24 protein-coding genes and 1 pseudogene are annotated in these 22,911 nt (G+C 67.2%); 9 read left to right on the top strand and 16 right to left on the bottom strand.

The genetic code is table 11. From position 1 onward, the window contains the following. Nucleotides 1-53: 53 nt before the first annotated feature. The 4 genes from rnr (at nucleotide 54) to N800_RS02060 (ending at nucleotide 4,586) form a co-directional block, all read left to right on the top strand. A complete protein-coding gene (gene rnr, locus N800_RS02045) occupies nucleotides 54-2,558 on the top strand; it encodes a ribonuclease R (protein ID WP_084087076.1) in 2,505 nt (834 codons plus the stop codon). A gap of 164 nt (nucleotides 2,559-2,722) precedes the next feature. Beyond that, nucleotides 2,723-3,475: a 23S rRNA (guanosine(2251)-2'-O)-methyltransferase RlmB gene (gene rlmB, locus N800_RS02050; RefSeq protein ID WP_036134190.1), complete on the top strand. Its 753-nt coding sequence runs from the start codon at nucleotides 2,723-2,725 to the stop codon at nucleotides 3,473-3,475. A gap of 128 nt (nucleotides 3,476-3,603) precedes the next feature. Then, nucleotides 3,604-3,918 carry a quaternary ammonium compound efflux SMR transporter SugE gene (gene sugE, locus N800_RS02055; RefSeq protein ID WP_036134192.1) on the top strand — a complete coding sequence of 105 codons (315 nt, stop codon included), beginning with the start codon at nucleotides 3,604-3,606 and terminating at the stop codon, nucleotides 3,916-3,918. Beyond that, on the top strand, nucleotides 3,915-4,586 hold the full coding sequence (locus N800_RS02060) for a VTT domain-containing protein (protein ID WP_036134194.1): 672 nt from the start codon (nucleotides 3,915-3,917) through the stop codon (nucleotides 4,584-4,586). The genes sugE and N800_RS02060 overlap by 4 nt, the downstream gene beginning before the upstream one ends. On the opposite strand, the gene rnt is transcribed toward N800_RS02060, so the two are convergent. The 14 genes from rnt to N800_RS02130 form a co-directional block, all read right to left on the bottom strand. Beyond that, the gene (gene rnt / locus N800_RS02065; RefSeq protein ID WP_036134196.1) at nucleotides 4,575-5,225 is read right to left on the bottom strand and encodes a ribonuclease T; all 651 of its coding nucleotides are present in this window, start codon (nucleotides 5,223-5,225) and stop codon (nucleotides 4,575-4,577) included. The two genes, N800_RS02060 and rnt, sit on opposite strands and share 12 nt — an antisense overlap. Nucleotides 5,226-5,273: 48 nt before the next feature. Then, entirely contained in the window at nucleotides 5,274-6,044 is a 771-nt protein-coding gene (locus N800_RS02070; RefSeq protein WP_036134198.1) for an HvfC family RiPP maturation protein, read from the bottom strand. Next, on the bottom strand, nucleotides 6,034-6,903 hold the full coding sequence (locus tag N800_RS02075) for an HvfB family MNIO-type RiPP peptide maturase (protein ID WP_036134200.1): 870 nt from the start codon (nucleotides 6,901-6,903) through the stop codon (nucleotides 6,034-6,036). The genes N800_RS02070 and N800_RS02075 overlap by 11 nt, the downstream gene beginning before the upstream one ends. Before the next feature lie 22 nt (nucleotides 6,904-6,925). Beyond that, a complete protein-coding gene (locus N800_RS16225) occupies nucleotides 6,926-7,405 on the bottom strand; it encodes an HvfA family oxazolone/thioamide-modified RiPP metallophore (RefSeq protein WP_052107813.1) in 480 nt (159 codons plus the stop codon). A gap of 169 nt (nucleotides 7,406-7,574) precedes the next feature. After that, nucleotides 7,575-8,282 (bottom strand): phosphate signaling complex protein PhoU, encoded by a 708-nt coding sequence (gene phoU, locus N800_RS02085; RefSeq protein ID WP_036134202.1) that lies wholly within the window; start codon nucleotides 8,280-8,282, stop codon nucleotides 7,575-7,577. Nucleotides 8,283-8,295: 13 nt separating this feature from the next. After that, nucleotides 8,296-9,108, bottom strand: a complete 813-nt coding sequence (gene pstB / locus N800_RS02090) for a phosphate ABC transporter ATP-binding protein PstB (protein ID WP_036134204.1) — start codon at nucleotides 9,106-9,108, stop codon at nucleotides 8,296-8,298. A 31-nt stretch (nucleotides 9,109-9,139) separates the two neighbouring features. After that, entirely contained in the window at nucleotides 9,140-10,006 is an 867-nt protein-coding gene (gene pstA, locus N800_RS02095; protein ID WP_052107814.1) for a phosphate ABC transporter permease PstA, read from the bottom strand. After that, nucleotides 10,006-10,977 carry a phosphate ABC transporter permease subunit PstC gene (pstC, locus tag N800_RS02100; RefSeq protein ID WP_036134207.1) on the bottom strand — a complete coding sequence of 324 codons (972 nt, stop codon included), beginning with the start codon at nucleotides 10,975-10,977 and terminating at the stop codon, nucleotides 10,006-10,008. The genes pstA and pstC overlap by 1 nt, the downstream gene beginning before the upstream one ends. Before the next feature lie 87 nt (nucleotides 10,978-11,064). Further along, nucleotides 11,065-12,162 carry a phosphate ABC transporter substrate-binding protein PstS gene (pstS, locus tag N800_RS02105; RefSeq protein ID WP_036134209.1) on the bottom strand — a complete coding sequence of 366 codons (1,098 nt, stop codon included), beginning with the start codon at nucleotides 12,160-12,162 and terminating at the stop codon, nucleotides 11,065-11,067. A 176-nt stretch (nucleotides 12,163-12,338) separates the two neighbouring features. Next, nucleotides 12,339-13,358, bottom strand: coding sequence for a phosphate ABC transporter substrate-binding protein PstS (gene pstS, locus N800_RS02110; protein ID WP_036134339.1), 1,020 nt, complete (start codon nucleotides 13,356-13,358; stop codon nucleotides 12,339-12,341). 250 nt (nucleotides 13,359-13,608) lie between these two features. Then, on the bottom strand, nucleotides 13,609-14,760 hold the full coding sequence (locus tag N800_RS02115; RefSeq protein ID WP_036134211.1) for an OprO/OprP family phosphate-selective porin: 1,152 nt from the start codon (nucleotides 14,758-14,760) through the stop codon (nucleotides 13,609-13,611). A gap of 115 nt (nucleotides 14,761-14,875) precedes the next feature. Continuing rightward, a complete protein-coding gene (gene nth, locus N800_RS02120) occupies nucleotides 14,876-15,532 on the bottom strand; it encodes an endonuclease III (RefSeq protein ID WP_052107815.1) in 657 nt (218 codons plus the stop codon). A 131-nt stretch (nucleotides 15,533-15,663) separates the two neighbouring features. Beyond that, nucleotides 15,664-16,026 carry a hypothetical protein gene (locus N800_RS02125; protein WP_036134213.1) on the bottom strand — a complete coding sequence of 121 codons (363 nt, stop codon included), beginning with the start codon at nucleotides 16,024-16,026 and terminating at the stop codon, nucleotides 15,664-15,666. Nucleotides 16,027-16,094: 68 nt separating this feature from the next. Then, the gene (locus N800_RS02130; protein ID WP_036134215.1) at nucleotides 16,095-16,877 is read right to left on the bottom strand and encodes an enoyl-CoA hydratase/isomerase family protein; all 783 of its coding nucleotides are present in this window, start codon (nucleotides 16,875-16,877) and stop codon (nucleotides 16,095-16,097) included. A 203-nt stretch (nucleotides 16,878-17,080) separates the two neighbouring features. Here N800_RS02130 and N800_RS02135 point away from each other — a divergent pair, with 203 nt between their 5' ends. The 4 genes and pseudogenes from N800_RS02135 to N800_RS02150 all read left to right on the top strand — a co-directional run bounded on the left by N800_RS02135 (nucleotide 17,081) and on the right by N800_RS02150 (nucleotide 20,982). Continuing rightward, nucleotides 17,081-17,767: an FKBP-type peptidyl-prolyl cis-trans isomerase N-terminal domain-containing protein gene (locus N800_RS02135; protein ID WP_036134217.1), complete on the top strand. Its 687-nt coding sequence runs from the start codon at nucleotides 17,081-17,083 to the stop codon at nucleotides 17,765-17,767. Between the two features lie 110 nt (nucleotides 17,768-17,877). Then, a pseudogene (locus N800_RS02140) lies at nucleotides 17,878-18,689 on the top strand (NUDIX hydrolase). A 42-nt stretch (nucleotides 18,690-18,731) separates the two neighbouring features. After that, a complete protein-coding gene (locus tag N800_RS02145) occupies nucleotides 18,732-19,583 on the top strand; it encodes a sulfurtransferase (protein WP_036134219.1) in 852 nt (283 codons plus the stop codon). Nucleotides 19,584-19,653: 70 nt separating this feature from the next. Next, the gene (locus tag N800_RS02150) at nucleotides 19,654-20,982 is read left to right on the top strand and encodes a substrate-binding domain-containing protein (RefSeq protein ID WP_036134221.1); all 1,329 of its coding nucleotides are present in this window, start codon (nucleotides 19,654-19,656) and stop codon (nucleotides 20,980-20,982) included. 20 nt (nucleotides 20,983-21,002) lie between these two features. On the opposite strand, the gene N800_RS02155 is transcribed toward N800_RS02150, so the two are convergent. Further along, nucleotides 21,003-21,761 (bottom strand): enoyl-CoA hydratase/isomerase family protein, encoded by a 759-nt coding sequence (locus tag N800_RS02155; protein WP_036134223.1) that lies wholly within the window; start codon nucleotides 21,759-21,761, stop codon nucleotides 21,003-21,005. Between the two features lie 57 nt (nucleotides 21,762-21,818). Between N800_RS02155 and N800_RS02160 the strand changes: the two genes are divergently transcribed. Next, a complete protein-coding gene (locus N800_RS02160) occupies nucleotides 21,819-22,265 on the top strand; it encodes a copper chaperone PCu(A)C (protein ID WP_036134225.1) in 447 nt (148 codons plus the stop codon). Between the two features lie 3 nt (nucleotides 22,266-22,268). Here N800_RS02160 and N800_RS16230 read toward each other — a convergent pair whose 3' ends face one another. Further along, nucleotides 22,269-22,658 (bottom strand): acyl-CoA thioesterase, encoded by a 390-nt coding sequence (locus tag N800_RS16230; protein ID WP_036134343.1) that lies wholly within the window; start codon nucleotides 22,656-22,658, stop codon nucleotides 22,269-22,271. Nucleotides 22,659-22,911: the final 253 nt, after the last annotated feature.

Genomic DNA, 22,911 nt, shown 5'->3' on the forward strand with positions numbered 1-22,911 from the left:
CATCCGCCCGCACCCACACCGTCTTAATGGGGCGATGTGAGACCATCACCGGCATGACAAGAAAAACCGCAGGACGTGGTAAGGGTGGCGCGGGCAAGGCCGGCGCAGGGTTCACGGGCACCGGCAAGCCGGCAGGGCCGGGCGGCAAACGCCAAGGCGCCAGCGCGGCGGGTGGTGGCAAGGCCCGGGCGACCAAGCCAGGTGCGGGCAAGTCCGCGTCCAAGCGACCAGGGTGGATGCCGGAGCCACCGCCTCCCGGCTTCAAGCCGCGCACTGCGGCCAAAGCCGTAGCGCCCGCAGTCCGGGCCGCCGGCAAGTCCGTGCAACGCGACCCGCACGCCGAGCGCGAGGCCGCGCGGTACGAGCACCCCATCGCCAGCCGCGAACTGATCCTGCAGCTCATCACCGCAGCCGATGGCCCAATGGATGCCGCCACCTTGGCCGAGCGCCTGGGTCTGACCGACGCGGACCGCTTCGAGGCCCTCAGCAACCGCCTGCGCGCCATGCTGCGCGATGGCCAGTTGCTGCAGAACCGTCGCGGTGGCTTCGTGCCCGCGCAGCGGATGGACCTGATTCCCGGCATCGTCATCGCCAACCCGGATGGCTTCGGCTTCCTGCGCCCGGATGCGGGCGGTGGCGACGACCTGTTCCTGCCGCCGTTCGAGATGCGCAAGGCCATGCACGGCGATCGCGTGCTGGCCAGCGTGACCGGCGTGGACCGCCGCGGCCGTCGCGAAGGCTCGATCGTCGAGGTGCTGGAGCGCAGGCTCAACCGCCTGATCGGCCGCTTCACCGTGGAAGCCGGCATCAGCTTCGTCGTGCCGGACGACCGCCGTATCCAGCGCAACGTGATGATCCCCGCCGATGCGCGAATGGACGCGCAGAACGGCCAACTGGTGGTGTGCGAGCTGGTACATGCCGCGGACACCAACCGCCCGCCGATCGGCCGCGTGCTGACGGTGCTGGGCGACCGCCTGACCGCCTCGCTGGCCGTGCAGGCCGCGATCCACGGCCATGAACTGCCCCACGAATTCCCGGCTGCGGTACTGGCCGAAGCGGCTGCGGTGCCGGTGGATGTGCAGCCGGCGGAAGTCGCCGGCCGCGTGGACATCCGCCACCTGCCACTGGTGACCATCGACGGCGAGGACGCCAAGGACTTCGACGACGCGGTCTACTGCGAACCGAGCCGCAATGGCTATCGCCTGGTGGTGGCCATCGCCGACGTGTCGCACTACGTCCGCCCCGGTACACCGCTGGACGACGAGGCGCAGAAGCGCGCCACGTCGGTGTATTTCCCCGGTTTCGTCGTGCCGATGTTGCCGGAGACGCTGTCCAACGGCATCTGCTCGCTCAAGCCCAAGGTGGACCGCCTGTGCTTCGTCTGCGACATGCAGGTAAATCGCAAGGGTGAGGTGACCTCGTCTGAGTTCTACGAGGCCGTGATGCATTCGCACGCGCGCCTGACCTACACCCAGGTGTGGAACGCGGTGGGCGAGGGCATCCCCGACGACGCGCGCGAGGACGCGCTGGGCGTGATCGGTTCGTTGTTGCCGCAGGTACAGCGCTTGCACCAGTTGTACCAGGTGCTGTCGAAGGCGCGTGAGCGCCGCGGCGCGATCGAGTTCGAATCGAGCGAAGTGCGCTTCGTGCTTGGCCCCAAGGGCGAGGTCGTGCAGGCCGGCATGCTGCAGCGGAACGACGCGCACAAGCTGATCGAGGAGTGCATGATCGCGGCCAACGTGGAGGCGGCGAAGTTCGTCATCGACGCCGACGTGCCGTCGCCGTTCCGCATCCACGAGCGCCCGCCCGAACAGAAGTACGCCGACCTGCAGGAATTCCTCAAGGAGTTCGGCCTGCGCATGCCCGCCTGGGCCCAGGTGGAACCGCGCGACTTCACCCAATTGCTGAAGAAGATCCGCGAGCGTGCCGATGCCGCGCTGCTGGAGTCGGTGTTGCTGCGCAGCCAGAGCCTGGCGGTGTACGCCACCGGCAACGTCGGCCACTTCGGCTTGGCACTGGAGGCATACGCGCACTTCACCTCGCCGATCCGTCGCTACCCGGACCTGCTGTTGCACCGCGCGATCAAGCACGCGCTCAGCGGCGTGCGCCCGGAAAAGTTCAAGTATTCGCCCAGCGAGATGGCGCAGCTGGCGCTGCAGTCGTCCGAGCGCGAGCGTCGCGCGGACGAGGCCGAGCGCGAGGTGGACGAGCGCTACCGCGCCGCGTGGATGGAGCGCCACGTCGGCGGCGAGTTCTCCGGTGTGATCAGCGGCGTCACCAGCTTCGGGCTGTTCATCGAGTTGGACGACTCCAAGGTCAACGGCCTCATCCACGTGACCCAGCTGCCGTACGACTACTACCACTTCGATCCGATCCGGCGCACGCTCAGCGGCGAGCGCATGGGGCGCGAGTTCCGCCTCGGTGACCGGGTGGATATCGTGGTGCTGAAGGCCAGTGTGGAGGACCGCCGGATCGACTTCCGCTTGGTGGAGGAGCGCGGTGTGAAGCCATTGCCACCGCGCGGCAAGCCGGCCAAGCGGGTGAAGCAGAAATACTGACGCCGCGCCGGACGTTGCGGTCTGGACGGGCAGATGGGCGGGCTACAACCGGCAGCCTCCGGGGCCACGCCCGGGAGAATGTGGGAAAATAGCCGGCCATGCCGCCTTGGGCGGCGCCCCACGCATTGCCGCAGCGCTCCGCTGCCGCCCGCCCCGGAACCCGAATGAGCCAGAAACAGTGGATTGCCGGCATCAATGCCGTCTCGGCCGCGCTTGAGCACGATGCCGAACACGTGCGCGAGGTGCTGATCGAAGCCGGCGCCAAGAACCCGCGCCTGGCCGAGATCGAGAACCGCGCCCAGCGCCTGGATATTGCCGTGCGCAAGGTGGCCACGCAGGCGCTGGATGGTGTGGTCGGCAACCTGCGCCACCAGGGCGTGGTCGCGCGTTATGCGGCGGCCAAGACCTATGGCGAAAACGACCTCGAAGGCCTGATCGAAGCGGCCGAGGGCCGCGCGTTGCTGCTGGTGCTGGATGGCGTGCAGGACCCGCACAACCTCGGCGCCTGCCTGCGCAGCGCCGCTGCGGCCGGTGCCACCGCGGTGGTCATCCCCAAGGACAAGTCGGTGCAGGTCAACGCCACGGTGCGCAAGACCTCGGCCGGTGCCGCGGACAGCATCCCGGTGGTGCCGGTGACCAACCTGGCGCGCACCATGCGCGACCTGCAGAAGCAGGGCGTATGGCTGTATGGCCTGGCCGGCGAGGCGGAGGCGTCGCTGTATGCGCTGGACCTGCGCGGCAACGTGGCGCTGGTATTGGGCGGCGAGTCCGACGGTCTGCGCCGCCTGACCCGCGAGAACTGCGACCAACTGGTGCGCATCCCCATGCCCGGTGGCAGTGAGGTGGAAAGCCTCAACGTGTCGGTGGCGGCGGGCGTGACCCTGTTCGAGGCGGTGCGCCAGCGCGTCGCCGGCTGATACCGGTTGGGTGCGTGGCGGTTCATCCGCCCCGTTCGATGATGTCGCCACCAAAGTCGGGAAGCGGGGACGACCCCGCCGCTCCATACTCATCCGGGGACGGCCCCACGCGGTATGGAGATTTCCCCATGGCATGGTTCCTGCTGGTCGTGGCCGGCTTGTTTGAAGTGGGCTGGGCCATCGGCCTCAAGTACACCGAAGGTTTCACCCGCCTGTGGCCGTCGCTGGGCACCGCGGCGGCGATGCTCGTCAGCCTCGGCCTGCTCGGGCTGGCGATGAAGTCGCTGCCGGTGGGCACCGCCTACGCCGTTTGGGTAGGTGTGGGCGCGGTGGGCACGGTCATCCTGGGCGTGCTGCTGTTCAACGAACCGATGGGCGCACTGCGATTGGCCAGCGTGGTGCTGATCGTCGCGGGCCTGGTCGGCCTCAAGTTGGCGTCATGACTCCGTTCCAGCAACGTGTGGCAGCGCATTGGCGGCAGGCCGTCTTCGTCCTGTTGGGGCTCGCGTTGTTGACACTTTTGCTGTCGATGGACAGCACCAATGCCGCGCTGCACCGCTTGCTGGCCGCGGCCGAGCCAGTGATCGCGGCGCACCCGGTGACCGGGGGGCTGCTGTTCGTGGCGCTTTCGGCGGCATCGGCGATGCTGGCGTTCTTCTCCAGCGCGCTGCTGGTGCCGGTGGCGGTCTACACCTGGGGCGTGCCGGTCACCATCGGCCTGCTGTGGCTGGGCTGGCTGCTGGGCGGGGTGAGCGCCTACTGGATGGGGCGTCTGTTCCGTCGCCCCCTGGTGCACTCGCAGCGCGCGATGCGACTGGTCGACTTCTACCGCGACAAGGTCCCTGCCGAGGCGCACTTCCCGGTGGTGCTGCTGCTGCAGTTCGCGCTGCCCTCGGAGGTGCCGGGTTACCTGTGCGGGCTGCTGGGCGTGCGCTTCCTGGTGTATCTGTCGGCGCTGGCCATTGCCGAGCTGCCGTACGCGGTGGGCACCGTGCTTGCCGGCGAAGGCGTGGTTCGCCGGGAAGGCTGGTGGCTGGTGGGATTGGCGGTGCTGGCGGTGGTTTTCAGCGTCTATGCTGCATGGCTGCTGCGGCGCAAGCTACGACGCTGAGTCGGCCCGGTTCGCGTTCCACGCGTTGACGATGCGGCAGAACAGCTGCGCGGTGCGCTCGGTGTCATAGACCGCGGAGTGCGCGTACGAGCCATCCCAGTCCAGGCCGGCGGCCTGCGCGGCGCGCGCCAACACCGTCTGCCCGTAGGCCACGCCGGCCAGGGTGACGGTGTCGAACACACTGAAAGGGTGGAACGGATTGCGCTTGTGTCCGCAACGCGCAACCGCGGCGTTGAGGAAGTTGAGATCGAAATGCGCGTTGTGGCCCACCAGGATGGCGCGCTGGCAGCCGTGCTTCTTCACGGCTTCGCGCACCGGCGCGAACACCGCATCCAGCGCCGCGCGCTCAGGCAGGGCGCCGCGCAGCGGATTGTCGATGTCGATGCCGGTGACTTCCAGCGACTTGGGGTCGATCTCCGTGCCCGCTGCCGGGATCACGTGGCTGCTGGTGACCTCGGCCACCACCAGCTGGCCCTGGGCATCCAGGTCGAGCGGGGCCACGGCGATCTCCAGCAGGGCATGCCGGTTCCAGTCGAAACCGCCGGTTTCCACGTCCACCACCACCGGCAGGAAACCACGGAAACGCGCGGCCATGCTCTGGAACGATGGGGTGGTGGGGGTGTTACTCGCGTCATTCATCGGGAATAGCGTAGCAGAGGCGCTGTGCTTGCCGGCTTCCGGCAAGCGTCAGTCGCGCTGTGTGCCGATCAGTACGCCGTCGTCGCGCAACTGCGAGAGCATCGTCGCGCCTTCGCGTACGAACGCAGCTACGTCGGGCGCGGACGCCTCTTCGGCGAGGGCTTCCAACTGCGCGCGACCCGTGAGCGCGGGAAAGGCCTCCAGACGCTCCAGCAACCGGTAGGTCAGCGGGCTCAGGGCCTGGAAGTCGATTTGGCCATCGGCACGGCGCAGCATGAGCAGCAGCGTGGGTTGCGCGGGCGGCAGTTCCGGTTGGTAATCCGGACCAAGCTGGTGGACCGGCCATTGGTAGGCCAGGGGCCACGCCAGCGGCGACAGCATCGGCCGGCCGCAGAGCAGGTCGCCGGCCGGATCATGGGCCACGTCCGCGGGCGTGGTCTCATGCAATTGCAGTGCCAGTTCGACCCACTCGTAGTGCGCCAGCTCGCGCAGCCACGCGGGGTCGGGGCGGCCCTGCTCGGCGCGGGTGTCCAGGTAATACAGGAACTCGCGCGGCAATTCGGGGAACAAGGGCGTGCGGGCCGGATGTTCGCGGTAGAAGTCGCGCAACAGCGCCTTCCAGGTCGCGTCGTCGAAGATGCGGCGGATGACTGGGAAATTGCCAGCCAGCAGGCTCTGCACGTTGTTGAAGAACAGGTCGCGGTAGATCTGCAGGCGTCGCGGCTCGATGCCCTCCGGCGCGGGTGCGTGGGCTGGGTCGCGGATGTGTTCGGCGAGCGCGCGTTGCGTCGCAAGCGGGTCACGTGACTCAGGCGGCATCGCGACGGCTCGCGGCGCCGGTGGCGGCCAGGTGCGTGCGCACGGTGGCCAGCTCGCCCAGCAGTTCGTCCAGTGGCGGCAGGTTGAAGTCGCGCTCCAGTAGCGTTGGGCGTGGACCGAAGTGGCGGTAGGTTTCGGCCAGCAGGTCCCACACCGGGTGGCTGACCGGTGCGCCATGGGTGTCGATCTTCAGGTCTTCGGCTTCATCATAATGGCCGGCCACGTGCAGGTAGGCGACGCGGTCGCCCGGCATGGCGTGGAGGAAATCCAGCGGGTCGTAGCGGTGGTTGGTCGCGTTGACGATGATGTTGTTGACGTCCAGCAAGAGGTCGCAGTCGGCGCGGTGCAGGACTTCGTTGATGAAATCGCTCTCGCGCATCGCTCCGGGACTGTCGGCAGGCAACAAGGTGGCGTAGTAGGAGATGTTCTCCACCGCGATGCGTCGCCCGAGCATGTCCTGAACGTGCCGGATGCGGGAACTGACGTGGTCAATCGCGCCCCGGTTGAACGGCAGCGGCATCAGGTCGTAGAGCTGTCCGCGGTCGTCACTGCAGGCACTGAGGTGCTCGCTGTAGAGCACGCAGCCGGTGCGATCGAGGAACTGTCGTAGGCGGACCAGGAACAGGTCATCCAGCGGCGTGGTGCCGCCCAGCGACAGCGACAAGCCGTGGCAGACGATGGGGTGGCGCGCGGCAAGGTCATCAAAAGCCTCGCCCAAGGCGCCGCCAACCCCCATCCAGTTTTCCGGTGCCGCCTCGAGGAAGTCGAAACTGCCCTCGGGGGCGGCGCGCAGCGGGCCCAGCAGGGCCCGCCGGAGACCAAGGCCAGCGGCAGTGGGTGGAAGTGCTGTCGCGGCCATGGTCACGCCAACAACGCGCGGCTTACATCGAGCCGCACTTGCCCTCGCCGCACTTGCCTTCAGCCGGCTTCTTGTCGGCGCTGGCGCCACACTTGCCTTCGCCGCACTTGCCTTCACCGGCCTTGGCGGCGCCCATGCGGGCCTGGTGGTGGGCCTTCATCTCGGCGGCGTCGATGACGCCGTCCTTGTTGGTGTCGATCTGGGCGAACTTGCCAGCATGGGTGGCATCGAACTCGGCGCGGGTGATCTTGCCGTCCTTGTTGGCGTCCATCATCGCCATGCCGCAGCCGCCTTCGTGGCCACGCATCATCATGCCGCCGCAGTTGCCTGCAGCGTGCTTGGCGCCGCACGAGGCGTCAGCTGCCTTTTCGGCGGTGGGGGTGCTCTGAGTGCCCAGCATGTAACCCTGCGCCAGCGGGGTGGCGGCAAACGCGGAACCAGCGAGGATCAGGCCACCGGCCAGGGCGGTGGCGGACAGCATCGGCTTCTTGCTGTGGGACATGGGTCGATCTCCATTGGTGCGGCATCCGCCGCGGTGGGATCCCCATGCTACTCCGCTTCAGCCGGTGCGGGCAGCCGGCCGAACTGCCCGGTTCCGCCGCCGGTCAGCCGGCGGTGGCCCGGGCGATTTTGCCGCCGATCAGACGGCTGTATCTCCGGTCACCGCGGGCTCAGGTCGCCGTATTGCTCAGGTCGCGCTTTTCGCGCGGCGGCAGCGGTTCTTCGCCGCGCACCAGGAACCAGACGTTCTCGGCGATGTTGGTGGCGTGGTCGCCGATCCGCTCCAGGTTCTTGGCGATGAACAGCAGGTGCGTGCACGGCGTGATGTTGCGCGGATCCTCCATCATGTAGGTGAGGAGTTCGCGGAACAGCGCGGTGTAGGCGGCATCGATGGTGGCATCGCCGGCGCGAACCGATTGCGCCAGCTCCACGTCGCTGTCGCGGTAGGCCTGCAGCACCGCCCGCAACTGTTTGACCGCCAGCGTGCCGAGCGCCTGCAGGCCGACAATCTGCGGCAGCGGCGGCAGCAGGTTCAGCGCGGTCGAGCGCTTGGCCGCATTCGCCGCGTAGTCGCCAATGCGCTCGATGTCCGAGGCGATGCGGATCGCCGCCAGGATCTCGCGCAGGTCGCGGGCCATGGGGCCGCGCAGCGCCAGCTTCATGACATCGTGGCTGATCTCGTTCTCGAGTGCGTCGATCGCCTCGTCGTTGGCGATGATGCGTTCGGCGGCCTTGTCGTCGCGGCGCACCAGCACGTCCAGTGCGGATTCGAGCTGCGCGGCGGCCATCTCGCCCATGCGCAGGGTCTCTTCAAGCAGGCGGCGCTGTTCGTCGTCGAAGCTCTTCACGATGTGCTCGTTCATTGGGGTCGGGCTCATGGGGTGTCCTCGATCAGCCGAAGCGACCGGTGATGTAATCCTCGGTCTGCTGCTTGGTCGGGTTGGAGAAGATGGTTTCGGTGGCGCCGTGTTCGACCAGGTCGCCCAGGTACATGAAGGCGGTGTAGTCCGACACGCGTGCCGCCTGCTGCATGTTGTGGGTGACGATGGCGATCGTGTAATTGCGTTTGAGCTCTTCGATCAGCTGCTCGATGCGGCTAGTGGAGATCGGGTCCAGCGCCGAGGTCGGCTCGTCCAACAGCAGCACGTCGGGGCGCAGGGCCACGGCGCGCGCGATGCACAAGCGCTGCTGCTGGCCACCGGACAGGCCCAGCGCGCTCTGGCCGAGCTTGTCCTTCACCTCGTCCCACAGCGCGGCCTGGGTCAGGGCCTGCTCCACGCGCACCGTCATGTCGGCCTTCGACAGGCGCTCATGGTGGCGGATCGCATAGGCCACGTTCTCGAAGATGGTCATCGGGAACGGCACCGGCTTCTGGAACACCATGCCCACCTTGCTGCGCAGGCGGTTCATCGGGTACTTCGGGTCCAGCACGTTCTGGCCGTCGAGCAGCACCTCGCCCTTCGCTTCCATCTTCGGGTACAGCGCGTAGATGCGGTTGAAGATGCGCAGCAGGGTGGACTTGCCGCAGCCCGACGGTCCGATCAGCGCGGTCACGCGCTTCTCCGGGATGTCCAGGTTGATGTTCTTCAGCGCGCGGAACTGGTCGTAGTAGAAATCGAGGTTTCGGGCCGAGAGCTTGACCGGCGCGGTATCGGCCAGCGGCGCGTGGTGGGCCGTCGCGAGGTGGATGCGGGCGTCGTTCATGTCCGGGGTCCGGGAAATGGAATAGGGGAGGTCAGTCATGTGCCACCTTGTTGCGTGCGACGATGGCGCGCGCAACCAGGCTCACGACCAGCACGAAGAGGGTCAGGACAAAGGCACCGGCCCAGGCCAGCGAGTGCCAGCTTTCGTACGGGCTCATTGCGTACTGGAAGATCACCACCGGCACGTTGGCCATGGGCGTGAAGATGTCGGTCGTCCAGTACTGGTTGTTGAGCGCGGTGAACAGCAGCGGCGCGGTTTCACCACTGATGCGGGCCAACGCCAGCAGGATGCCGGTGACGATGCCCGGAAGGGCAGAGCGGTACAGCACCTGCAGCGTCACCTTCCACTGCGGGATGCCCAGCGACAGGGCGGCTTCGCGCATCTGTGCCGGGATGAGCTGCAGCATCTCGTCGGTGGTGCGCACCACCACCGGCAGCACGATGAACGCCAGCGCGATCGCGCCGGCCAGGCCGGAGAAGTGCCCCATCTGGGCCACCACCAGCGCGTACACGAACAGGCCGAGGACAATCGACGGCGCCGACAGCAGGATGTCGTTGACGAAGCGAACCGTGTTGCCGATCCAGCTCTTCTGCGAGTACTCCGCCAGGAACGTGCCGGCCAGGACGCCGATCGGCGCGCCAAGCGCCACGCCCAGCAGGCTCATCACCGCGCTGCCGAAGAACGCATTGAGCATGCCGCCCGTCTCGCCGGGCGGCGGCGTCATCTGGGTGAAAAGGTCCATGTTGATCGACGCAAGACCCTTGGTCAGCGTGGTCCACACGATCCACACCAGCCAGAACAGGCCGAACACGGTGGCGGCAACCGCCAGTGCCTGGGCGGCGAGGTTCTTGACGCGGCGGTACGCGTACAGGGGGCTGTTGTTCGAGAGCGTAGCCATCAGTTGCCTTCCTTCTTGGCCAGCTGGCGGAGCATGAGGCGGGCGGCCGCCAGGACGACGAAGGTCACCAGGAACAGCACGAAGCCAAGCAGGATCAGCGCCGAGCGGTACATGTCCGAGTCGGCCTCGGCGAATTCATTGGCGATGGTCGCGGCGATGGAATTGCCCGGCATCAGCAGTGAAGCGGTCAGTTCATGCGCGTTGCCGAGCACGAAGGTCACCGCCATCGTCTCGCCCAGCGCGCGGCCCAGACCCAGGAAGATGCCGCCGATCACCGCCGAGCGGGTGTAGGGCAGCACCACGTCCCACACCACTTCCCAGCGGGTGGAGCCCAGCGCGTACGACGACTCCTTCAGCCGGCCCGGTACGGTGAGGAACACCTCGCGCATCACCGAGGAAATGAACGGAATCACCATGATGGCCAGCACTATGCCGGCGGTGAGCATGCCCAGGCCGATCGGCGGGCCGGAGAACAACGCGCCGACCAGCGGCCACTGGCCCATGTTCTCGTCGATCCACGGGTACACGTGCTCGCTCAGCACCGGCACCAGCACGAACAGGCCCCACATGCCGTAGATGATCGACGGAATGCCGGCCAGCAGTTCGATCGCCGCACCCACCGGGCCGCGCAGCCACTTGGGTGCGATCTCGGTCAGGAACATCGCGATCCCGAAGCTGACCGGCACCGCGATGATCATGGCGATGAGTGCGGTGACGATGGTGCCGTAGATCGGCACCAGCGCACCGAACGTCAACTCAACCGGATTCCAGTCCTTCGAGAACAGGAAGCCCACGCCGAACTTCTGCAGGGCCTCGCGCCCGCCCCAGATCATCGAGAACGCGACGGCGACCAGCGAGACGAGGACGAACAGGCTGGCGGCCGTGACCAGCCAACGGAAGCCCCGGTCCGCTCGGGCATCCTTGAGGTCACGGTCGCTGTTGGGCGCAGCGGGTAGGGTGGTGGCATTCATCGGGGGGATGTGGATCCGTGCGAGGGCAATAAGTGCATCGCCGGCCGCGCCCGGGAGAGATCGGGCGCAGCCGGCGAGCGGAGGTCATCAGAGCTTGATTTCAGCCGCCCAGTAGGCTTCGACCTGCTTGACCAGGTCCGCGGGCAGCGGCACGTAGTGGAGTTCCTGCGCCTGGGGCTGGCCGCTTTCCAGCGACCACTTGAAGAAGTCCAGCGCGGCCTTGCTGCGCGCGGCGTCCTTGGGTTGCTTGTACATCAGGATGAAGTTGGTCGCCGTCAGCGGCCAGGCGTCGGCGCCCGGGGCATTGGTGATGACCAGGCTGAAGTCCTTGGCGCTGGCCCAGTCGGCGGTCGCGGCGGCGGCCTGGAACGACTCCACGCTCGGCTGCACCCAATTGCCTGCCGCGTTCTGCATGGCGGCGTAGGCCATGTTGTTCTCGGTGGCATAGGCCAGCTCGACGTAGCCGATCGAACCCTTGATCTGCTTCACGTAGGCGGCCACGCCCTCGTTGCCCTTGCCGCCGATGCCGGTCGGCCAGTTGACCGAAGTGCCTTCGCCCACCTTGGTCTTCCACTCCGGCGACACCTTGGACAGGTAGTTGACGAAGTTGAAGGTGGTGCCCGAACCGTCCGAGCGCTTGACCACGTTGATCTTGGTGGCCGGCAGGGTCACGCCCGGGTTCACGGCGGCGATGGCGGCGTCGTTCCAGGTGGTGATCTTGCCCAGGTAGATGTCGGCGATCAGCGCGCCGGTCAGGCGCAGCTGGCCTGCCTTGATGCCTTCCACGTTGACCACCGGCACCACTCCGCCAATGGCCGAGGGGAACTGGCCGAGGCCGGTGGCCGCCAGTTCCTCGCTGGTCAGCGGCTTGTCCGACGAGCCGAAGTCGACGGTGCCGGCCTTGATCTGGGCGATGCCGCCACCCGAGCCGATGGACTGGTAATTGATCTTGGCGCCGGTGGACTTGTGGTAGACGTCCGACCACTTGGACAGCAGCGGGTAGATGAACGTGGCGCCGGCGCCGGTAATTTCCACCGAGACCTTGTCGCCGGCGGTCGGGGCTTCGCTGGCGGCTGGCTTGGCGGCGTCAGCGGCGGGCGCCTGGGTGTCGCCGGCCGGCTTGCAGGCGGCCACGGACAGGGCGATGGCGAGGGACAGGACAGCAAGGCGGGCCGGGGTGTTCATGGCGTCTCCAAGGCGGTGCCGGCGGGATCGCCAGCGGATGACGCTATGAAATGATGTTTTTGTTACAACCGAATGACATATGACCGTCATGTTTCTGTAGCGTTGGCCACCCTTAACGCAGAAGCGGGCCCGAAGGCCCGCTTCCTTGACCACCTGGACTCACGTCCGGGATCGGATCAGTAGGCCATTTCCTTGGCCCAGTAGGCCTCGATCTGCTCCACCAGGGCGTCCGGCAGCGGCACGTAGTCCAGCTTCTTGGCCTGGGCGTCGCCGTTGGCGTAGACCCAGCGGAAGAATTCCTTGGCGTTCTTGGCGCCGGCGCCGTTCTTCGGCTGCTTGTACATCAGGATGAAGTTGGTGGCGGTGATCGGCCACGACTTCTCGCCGGGGGCGTTGGTCATCACCAGGTAGAAGTCCTTCGACGAGCCCCACTCGGCGCTGGCGGCCGCGGCCTGGAAGGTCTCATCGCTGGGGATGATGTAGTTGCCCGCGCGGTTCTTCAGGCGCGAATAGGTCATCTTGTTCTGCAGCGCGTAGGACATCTCGACGTAGCCGATGCCGCCCTTGATCTGCTTCACGTAGGCGGCCACGCCTTCGTTGCCCTTGCCGCCGATGCCCGCCGGCCACTTGACCGAGGTGCCTTCACCGACCTGCGCCTTCCACGACGGGCTGACCTTGGACAGGTAGTTGACGAAGTTGAAGGTGGTGCCCGAGCCGTCCGAACGGTGGACGATGGTGATCTTCAGGTTGGGCAGCTGCAGGCCGCCGTTGGTGGCGACGATGCGCGGATCGTTCCACTTGGTGATCTTGCCCAGGAAGATGTCGGCCAGCACGTCGCCGTCCAGCTTCATCGCGCCCGCGGCCACGCCCGGCACGTTGAGCACCGGCACCACGCCGCCGATGACCGATGGGAACTGGGCCAGACCGTACTTGTCCAGCTCTTCCGGCTTCAGCGGGGCGTCCGACGAGCCGAAGTCGACGGTGCCCGCCTTGATCTGGGCGATGCCGCCGCCCGAACCGATGGACTGGTAGTTGACCTTCTTCTTGGTGGCTGCGGCGTAGTCGGCCGACCACTTGGACATGACCGGGTACACGAACGAAGCACCCGCACCGGTGGCGTCGGCGGCCGACGCGTTGGCGGCAAAGGCGGTGGCCAATGCAATGGCGGCGATGCGGAACTGGATGGACTTGAACACGTGAGGCTCCTCGATGGGACGATGCGGGCGAAGCCCGCCCTGCGCCCATTTCATAACCGTCCCGTTACAGTCACGCGTCTGCAACATGGCAGTTTGGTGACGGAGGAAGGATGGTGTCGCCGCCAGTGCGGTTGGCAGGAGGCCTGCCCGTGTGAAGGCCGGAAGCGCCTGTCATCGCGGTGAAAACAAAAAGGGGCGCGGCTTGAGCCGCGCCCCCGGGTCCGGGAGAGATGGACCGTACCTGCAGCGATTACCAGAAGAACTGCACGCGAGCCTCGGTGATGCTCGGGTTGTCTTCCACGTTGCGACGCTCGCTGTCGACCTTCACGTAGTTCAGCATGAACTTGAAGTTCGAGCGCCAGTAGTAGTTCACGCCGGCCGTCACCGAGTCCATCTGGCCGCCCAGCACGTTGCCGTCATCCAGGTCGATGGTGTCGTAGCGCAGGCCCACTTGCCACATGCCCTTGGCGGTATCGCTCGGGCCCGAGGTGGTCGGCACGCCGCCCTTGTAACCCCAGGTCTCGCCGGTCACGTTCCACACGCCGGTGATGTAGCCGCCGGTGCCGGAGAAGTCGCTGGAGCCGGCGCGGTAGCGCTGCACGTCGGACTTCATGTACTCGCCCTGCAGCTTGAACGGGCCGCGGATCCACAGCGCCTCGAAGCCGGTGGTGGACACGCGGTCGGTGTCAGTCATGGTGCCGGTGTCGACCAGGCGCACGGAAGCCAGATCGGCCATGGGGCGGGCACGCAGGCGCAGGGTGTCGGCGTCGGTGTCATAGTCGGCGTACGACAGGCCCAGGTGCAGGACGTTGCCCTTCTCGCTGATCGGCGCCCAGGTGCCGCGCAGGCCGTAGCCCGAGCCGTGCGCCAGGTTGCGGGTCAGTTCGCGGCCAAAGTAGCTGGCGGTGACGCCCCAGTTGCTGTCACCCAGACCATAGGCCACGCCGGTGCGGCGGGCGACGGCGAAGGTGTTGGTGATCGAGGCCTTGGCGATGAAGTCGTTGTTCTTGGTCGACGACAGCTCTTCCATGCTGTTCGGCTGCTTGTACTGGCCGACCTGCAGGTAGTGGTTGCCGTTACCACCGATCTTGTACTTGATGTTGGCATCCAGGTACTTGTCGGCCTTGGCGTCGTAGCCCAGCACCCACTCGAAGTTGCCCGGGCCCTTGCCCTTCAGGATCAGTTCGGCGCGGCGCAGTTCGTTGTCGGAATCGCTGCCGTCATGGCCGTCGCCGTTCAGGTTGGCGACGTCGCTGCTGAAGTCGTTGTAGTCGGCCTGGACCAGACCCTCAAAGCTGACTTCGGAACCGCCGATCACGTCAATGGCGATCTCGGCATGGGCGGCCGGCGCGGCCAGCGCGGCCAGCATGGCGATGGCAAGAGTGTTACGGGACAGCTTCATGGGATGGATGCCCTGGGCTTGGAGAGATGAGGCGTAGCCTAGATTGTGAAGGTTGCGTAAATGTGACAGCACTGACTTATTTCGCTGGAGTGACGACTGCATGACTTGGGTCAGGTCAAGCAGTGGCCGGCACCGGTTCACCGGGGGTTCTTTCCCCGAACCGGCACAGGTCGCGGATGGCGCAGTGCGGGCAGTCCGGTTTGCGCGCCTTGCATACATAGCGGCCGTGCAGGATCAGCCAGTGGTGGGCATCGCGCAGGTACTCGTCCGGGACCGCCTTCAGCAGCGCATCCTCCACCGCTCGGACGGTCTTGCCGGGTGCCAGCCCGGTGCGGTTGGCCACGCGGAAGATATGGGTGTCCACCGCCATGGTCGGGTCCCCGAAGGCGGTGTTGAGGACCACATTGGCGGTCTTGCGTCCCACGCCGGGCAGGGCCTCCAGCGCAGCGCGGTCGTGCGGAACTTCGCCATCGTGGCGCTCCAGCAGAAGTTCCGCCATGGCCACCACGTTGACGGCCTTGGTGTTGTACAGCCCGATCGTGGCGATATACGGCTTCAGCCTGTCCACGCCCAGCGCGGCGATGGCCGCCGGCGTGTTGGCGACCGGGAACAGCTTGCGCGTGGCCTTGTTCACGCCCACATCCGTGGCCTGTGCGGACAGGGTCACCGCCACCAGCAACTCGTACGGCGTGGTGTATTCAAGCTCGGTCTTGGGCGCGGGATTCAGTGCCTTCAGGCGTGCGAACATCTCGGCCACGTCCGCTTGGGGCATGCGCGCCGCCGTTCTGCGACGAGTGGCCGATGGGGACGGCGCGATCTTCGAGCCGGCTTTCGCCGTTGCCTTGCCTGCCGGACGTTTCGCGATGGTTGCCTTCGATGCCTTTGTCGGCGCCTTGGGTGGCGTCATGGCTTGTGCCGCTCCGCCGCCCGGGCCTTGGCACGTGCGAGCGCCGCGGCAGCGCCGCTGGACAGGGTGGTCGGCTGCGGGGTGACCACAACGGTTTCGGCGTGCACAGCCGGCATGCGCTTGGCGGCGCGCTCCGCAGCGCGCCGCTCCAGGCGCAACGCGCGGGCGCGGAAACGTTCGCGCGCGGCCAGTGCACGACGCCGTTCATCGCGCGCGGCGATCAGCGTCTGCGCGACGGGAACGCCGGAGCCGCAGGCGCGACTGCAGTCGCCGCAGCCCGTGCAGTCCAGCAGGCGCAGATTCAAAGCCAGGTCCACGTCATCGGCCTGCAGTGCGCGCAGCAGGGCGGCCGTGGGCAAGCCAACCGGGCACGCACTGGCGCACGTGCAACTTGGGCAGGGCAGCGGTGCGTTCATGCCCGGCCGGATCAGGTGCCCTGGAACGCGGGCTTGCGCCGCTCCAGGAAGGCGGCGGTGCCTTCACGCATGTCCTGCGTGGCGAACATGAGCCCGAACTGCGCCGCCTCGTACTCCAGGCCTTCCTCGATGCCGCACTCGCCACCGACATTGATGCAATCCAGCGAGCCACGCAGGGCCAGCGGGGCGGCATTGGCCAACTGCCCGGCCAGCTTCATCGTCTCGGCTTCCAGCTCGGCCGCCGGGACGACCCGGTTGACGATGCCCAGGGCGTGCGCGCGCTGCGCGTCGATCGGCGCACCGACCAGGCACAGCTCCAGCGTGGCCGCGCGGCCCGCAAGGCGCAGCAGGCGTTGCGTGCCGCCAAAGCCCGGGATCAGGCCGAGGTTGATCTCGGGCTGGCCGACCTTGGCGGTGTCGGCGGCCACACGCAGGTGGCAGCACATCGCCAACTCCAGGCCGCCGCCCAGCGCGAAACCGTTGACCATGCCGATCACCGGCTTGGGCATCTTTTCGACGAACCGCATCATGCGCTGGCCGCGCAGGGCGAAGTCGCGGCCCTGCACCGGGGTAAGGGTGTTCATCTCGGCGATGTCCGCGCCGGCCACGAATGCCTTGGGCCCGGCACCGGTGAGCACCACCACGCGGACGGTGTCGTCCGCAGCCGCGGCGCGGAAGGCCTCGTGCAGCGCGTCCAGCGTCGCGGCGTTCAGCGCGTTCAGCTTGTCGGGGCGGTTGACGGTGATGAGTCGGACGGCGCCGTGGTCGGCAATCAGCAGGGGAAAGTCGGTCATGGGAGCAAAAGACTTGGGATAACGGAATCTGAAGGCTTTCCGGAACTCTGCGCCAAGCCCGTTGTCACAAGGCTTGGCGTCAGTGGCGGTTAAGCCGGGGCGCCGCTATCCTAGCGCGTCCGTACGGGTCCCTGTGGCCAACGGGCGTCACCCACCGGGACGGCCCCTGCCGTCCCGAGCCATATATCCGGAGATTGCACCGAATGAAGTTGCGTTTGATTGCTGCCGCTGTTGCAGCCTTGGCTCTGACCGCCGGCAACGCCGTCGCGCAGGACACTTCGACCGAGAAGGGCAAGCTCAGCTATGCGCTCGGGTACGACCTCGGCCGCAATGCCATCGAGAGCGGTGAGGCGGTTGACGTCAACGCCATCATCAAGGGCCTGCAGGACGGTATCGCCAAGAAGCAGCCGGCCGTGCCGGTCGACCAGCTCCGCACCGCCGTGCAGAACATGCAGAAGCGCCAGGCCGACAAGGCCAAGGCCGAGTGGGAAAAGGCGGCCGCGGCCAACAAGACCAAGAGTGACGGCTTCATCGCCGCCAACAAGGCCAAAGCTGGCGTGAAGTCGCTGCCGAGCGGCGTGCAGTACCGCGTGATCGAGGTCGGCAACGGCGCCAAGCCGACCCAGGCCAGCACCGTCGAATTGCAGGTTGCCGGTCCGTTCGCGTGGGGCGAGCGTCCGGCGCAGGCACGTCCGGCGCAGACCATCCCGGGCATCAAGGTCAGCGAAGTCGAGATGCCCGCGATGCGCGAGGTCCTGCTGCAGATGCCGGCCGGCTCCAAGTGGGAAGTGACGCTGCCGGCGGACAAGGCCTACGGCGCCGATCCGCGCACCGGTTTCCCGCCGAATGTCGCGGTCCAGTTCGAGCTCAAGGTCGTTAGCGTCAAGTAAGCTCTACCTGCCCACTGGCAGCGTGGTAACGATTGCGCCGGCCTGTCCGGCGCAATCTGTTTCTGGGGGGCAATGTCTTGCCGCCCCATCGCATCTGGAGTCGTATCGTCATGAGTTCGTTTCGTGCCGTCCTCAGTCCCTGCATTGGTGTGTGCACGCTGGATGCCCAAGGGCTGTGCGAAGGCTGCCACCGCACCGGCGCCGAGATCGCGCGCTGGGTGCACATGGGCGACGACGAGCGCCTGCACCTGATGGACGTGGTGCTGCCCGAACGCGAGGCCGCTCGCGGGTGAACCCTCGGGTGCTCGCGCTGGGCAGGCTGGACCGTGCGCTGCACGCGCTGGCGGCGCCCCCGCAGATGCACGCCTGGAACCTGGAAGAAATGCACGGCCTGCTGGACCCGGCTGCCGCGCTGAAGGAGGCGGCCGTGCTGGTCGGGCTGGTGGAACGGCCCGAGGGCGCGCAGGTGCTATTGACGCGTCGTACGGACATCCTGCGCCATCACGCCGGGCAAGTGAGCTTTCCCGGAGGTCGCCTCGAGCCCGAGGACAGCGGTCCCATTGGTGCCGCCTTGCGCGAGACGCGGGAAGAGATTGGCGTCGGTCCCGACCTGGTCACTCCGCTGGGGTTCCTGGATCCGTTGGCGACCGTCACAGGCTTCCGCGTGATGCCCGTGGTCGCGCGTGTCGCGCCGTCCTACGAGGCCCTGCCCGAACCCGGCGAGGTGGCCGAAGTGTTCGAGGTGCCGTTGGAGTTCCTGATGGCCCCCGACAACCTCATCGCTCGCGAAGTCGAGTTCCAGGGACGTCCCAGGCGCATACTCGAATTCATTGAGCGCAGCGACAGCCGTCGCCGGATCTGGGGGGTGACTGCCTCCATCCTGTACAACCTTCGCGAGCGCTTGGTTACAGTGACCGATTGATGGCGCTCGATGCGGGGCGCCGGCTCCCACGGAGGATGCGTCATGCCCGGCTGGACCACGATCGTGCAACCCGAAACGCTCGCCATCGCCCTGGGGCGCGATGACCTGGTCGTGGTCGATTGCCGCCACACCCTCGCCAACCCTGGTGCCGGCGAAGTGATGTACCAGCAGTCGCACATTCCGGGCGCGGTGTTCGCGCACATGGATCGCGACCTGTCCGACATGGGCAAGGCGGGCATGGGCCGCCATCCGTGGCCGGATGCCGCGACGTTCACTGCCAAGCTGGGCGACTGGGGCATCAGCCCTCAGCATCAGGTCGTCGCCTACGACGATGGCGAAGGCGCGCAGGCGGCGCGCCTGTGGTTCCTGCTGCGCGCGCTGGGGCACGAGAAGGTCGCGGTGCTGGATGGCGGTTGGCGCCGATGGGCCGCCAACGGCCTGCACCCGGTGGACTCGCACGTGACCAAGGCGGCGCCTACGCGCTACGTCGGCGAGTTCCAGGCGGACCGCCTGCTCGATGCCGCCCAGGTGCAGGAGCGGCTGGCGGCGGGTGACCTGTTGATCGACGCCCGCGCGGCCGATCGCTTCCGCGGCGAGAACGAGACCATCGACCGTGTGGCGGGCCATGTGCCTGGCGCACGCAATCGCCCGTGGACGGACAACACCGTGGATGGCCATCTGAAGACCCCGGTGCAACTGGCCGAAGAGTTCCGCGCATTACTGGGCACGCATTCGCCGGACCAGGTGGTGGTGATGTGCGGCTCGGGTGTCACGGCTTGCCATCACCTGCTGGCCATGGAGCGTGCCGGACTGAAGGGCGGGCGCTTGTTCACCGGTTCGTGGAGTGGATGGATTGCCGATCCGGCGCGGCCGGTGGCGACCGGTGGGGCGTGACCCAGGTCTCGTTGTAATCACGGCGTAACAGCACGGAAAGAAACTTCCCGCGTTTTCGGGGAGTATTTCAATGTCCATGAAGTTCCTGCGCATCGCGATCGCGATGTGCATGCTGTTTGCTTTTCCGCTTTCCGCCGCCGCGCAGTACGCCAATGCCGAGCGTTTGCGTATCCACGGGTCCAACACGCTGGGTGCGAGGCTGGTGCCGGCGGTGGTGCACACGTGGATGGAGTCCTTGGGTTACGAGGACGTCGAGCGCGTCGAGCGCGGTGTGTCCGTCACCGAGTTGCGCGGCATGCGTGACGGTGAGCCGTTGGTGGTCGAGATTGCCAAGGATGGTTCGGCCAGCGGGATGAGTGCGTTGGTTGCCGGCAACGCCGAAATTGCGATGATGGCGCGGGCGCCCAATGCCGCCGAGATCGACGCGGCCTGGCAACTGGGCGAACTCGGTTCGCCCGACCAGGAATTCGTGATCGCCCTGGATGGTCTGGCGGTGATGGTGCACCGGGACAACCCCGTGCGCGCCTTGAGCGTGGCGCAACTGCGTGAGGTGCTGTCCGGGCGCATCACCGACTGGCGCAATCTGGGCGGCTTGCCCGGGCCGATCCGTGTCTTCACGCCCACGCGCGGCGGCGAACTGGAGTTCCTGCAGCACCGCGTGATGGAAGGTGCCGCGCTCACCGCGGCGCGGCAATCAGCGCCCGTGGGCCGCATTTCTGCCGCCGTGGCAAACGATCGTGGTGCCATCGGCATCATGGGCCTCCGCAGTCCGGTCGCCCCTCTGTCGCGACCACTGGCGATCGGACGCGGCGGGGAAGCGTTGTTGCCCACGCGCATCAACGTCCAGAGCGAGGACTACCCGCTCGTCCAGCGTTACAGCCTCTACGGTGGCCAGATGATGTCGGCGCTGGGCCGCAGTCTCGCGCTGTTCGCCGTGGGGCGTCGTGCGCAGCAGACGGTAGCAGCATCGGGGCACATCGCCGTCACCCTGCGGCCGGCGCCCCAACAGCCGCTGCCGTCGGGGGTGGAGGAATACCGCAGCGTGGTGGCTGGCGCGCAGCGCTTACCCCTAAGTCTGCGTTTCAACGTCGGCAGCCTGCAGTCGCTGTTCGACAGCCGCGCCGAGCGTGATCTGGACCGTATCGTCGCGTTCATGCGCCTGCCCGGCAATGCCAACCGCCAGGCAACGGTGCTGGCATTCAGTGCGGCCGATCCGGCGGGCAACCTGGTGTCCACTTTTGTCAGCAGCGACCGGGCCAACCTGGTGGCCGATTACCTGCAAGGGCACGGGGTAGTGGTGCGTCGCGCAGCCGGGCTGGGCATGATGAGGCCGCTGGCGGCGGCAGCGCACCCACAAGCGGACTATGTCAACGATCGGGTGGAGGTCTGGGTCAACTGACCTGTCTCCCTGCCGCGCGCTTACTTGCCCAACTTGGCCAGAAGCGCGCGTAGTGCCGCTTGGGTACCTTCGGCATACCAGGAGTCGACAAAACGGTCGAGTTGGATGTTGTGCGGTTGCAGGGCGTCCACCACGTCCGCACGGGCGATGGCCCGCGTTGCCAGCATCGCATCGCGGGGTAGCGCGAGCAGTTGCTCCAACCAGACCCGGGCCCGCGTGGCGACGCTGTCGACGTCCACCAGTTCGTCCACGAGCCCATAGGCAAGCGCCTGTTCGGCTTCGACCATCTCGCCGGCCACCAGCAGGCGCTCGGCGCGGTGGGGACCGACGATGCGCCGCATCAGTCGTTGGATGCCCTCCGGTGCCACCAACCCCACCTGGGTCTCATTGAGGCCAATCCGGAAGGGCCCCGAGGCCATCACCCGGTAATCGCAACACAGTGCCCACACGCAGCCGCCCGCCGGCGCGTGGCCGCTGAGCGCGGCGACCACGGGCACCGGCGCGTTGGCCAACGCCAGCGCGGTGTCGAAGAAGGCCTGCCATGCCGAACGAAGCGCATCGCGGTCCTGTCCCAATGACACCAGGTGCGGCACGTCGAGGCCGGCGGAAAACACCTTGGCGCTGCTGCCGAGGATGATGCCCTGGGCGCCCGCGCCGATGGCGGCGTCCAATGCCTCCCGGACCGCAAGGCACAGTTCGGGGTTCATCGCATTGACTGGCGGCCGTGCAAGGCGGACCTCCGCGATTCCGTCCTGGAAAGTGCTTTCGACGAGGCTCATGGCGTGGGGTCCCGTAGGTGTGGCCGGCGGTCAGGTGCGCTTGGGTATCATAGGCGCATGAACGCACTCCGTCCCTTGCTTACCGCGTGCCTGCTCGCCACCGTCGCCTTCCTGTCGCCCGCGCAGGCGCGCGAGTGTACGGCCAAGGTCAAGGAGGGCTGGGTGCGAATGCCACCGATGGCGATGCCGATGATGGCCGGCTTCGGACGCATCGAGAATCCGTGCGCCGCCCCGGTCACGATTGTCGGGGCCAGCAGTCCGGCCTTTGGCGACGTCTCGCTGCACGAAACGCGGGTGGTCGAGGGGGTGAGCCGCATGCGCCACTTGCCCGAACTGCGCATCGCACCCGACGGTGCCGCCACGCTCAAGCCCGGCGGGCTGCACCTGATGTTGATGCAGCCGCGCGCGCCTTTGAAGGAAGGCAGCAAGGTGGTGATTGAATTCACGTTGAAGGACGGTGGCGTCCTTCGCGGCGAATTCGTGGTGCACAAGCCGGCGGGCTGAGGCTCAGCCGCAGGCGGCGCGTACTTCGGCGGGCAGGGGCGCGGCCGCACCGGTGCCGCGGTCGATCCACACCATTACCACGTTGCCATCGCAATACAGCACGCTGGCGTCGTCGCGGGCGATGATGCGGTGGCCGATGCTCACGCTGGTGTTGCCCAATCGCTCCACGAACAATTCGACCATGACCTCGTTCGGCCATTCGATCGGCCGGCGGTAGTTGAGGTTGGCGGCGGCCACCACCGGCGCCACGTGGTCGTCCAGGCCCTGGCCGGGCATGGTCAGCATCCACTGCAGGCGCGCTTCCTCCAGGTAGCTGAGGTACTTCGAGTTGTTGACGTGGTTGAAGGCGTCCAGGTCGCGCCAGCGCACGTTCAACGGCACGCGGATCAGGATGCGGGGCGCCGGGACAGTGCCAGGCGTGGCTACGCGGACGGTCGGATTTGCCGGCTTGGCCGATGAAGCTGCCGGGCGCGCTGGTTTCTCCGGAGGGCGGGGCTTGGTCTTGGTGGTGTTCGGTGCCGCCTGCGTCGCGGCCTCAGCGCTCCTGGTGGGGTGTGCTTCCGACTTCTGCGATCCGGTTACCGGTGGCTGCGTGGCGGTAGGCGTGGAGGCGGCGTCAGCCTGCGTATCAGGTGGAGCCGCCTGG

It is taken from the genome of Lysobacter daejeonensis GH1-9, from assembly GCF_000768355.1.
Classification (GTDB): domain Bacteria; phylum Pseudomonadota; class Gammaproteobacteria; order Xanthomonadales; family Xanthomonadaceae; genus Aerolutibacter; species Aerolutibacter daejeonensis.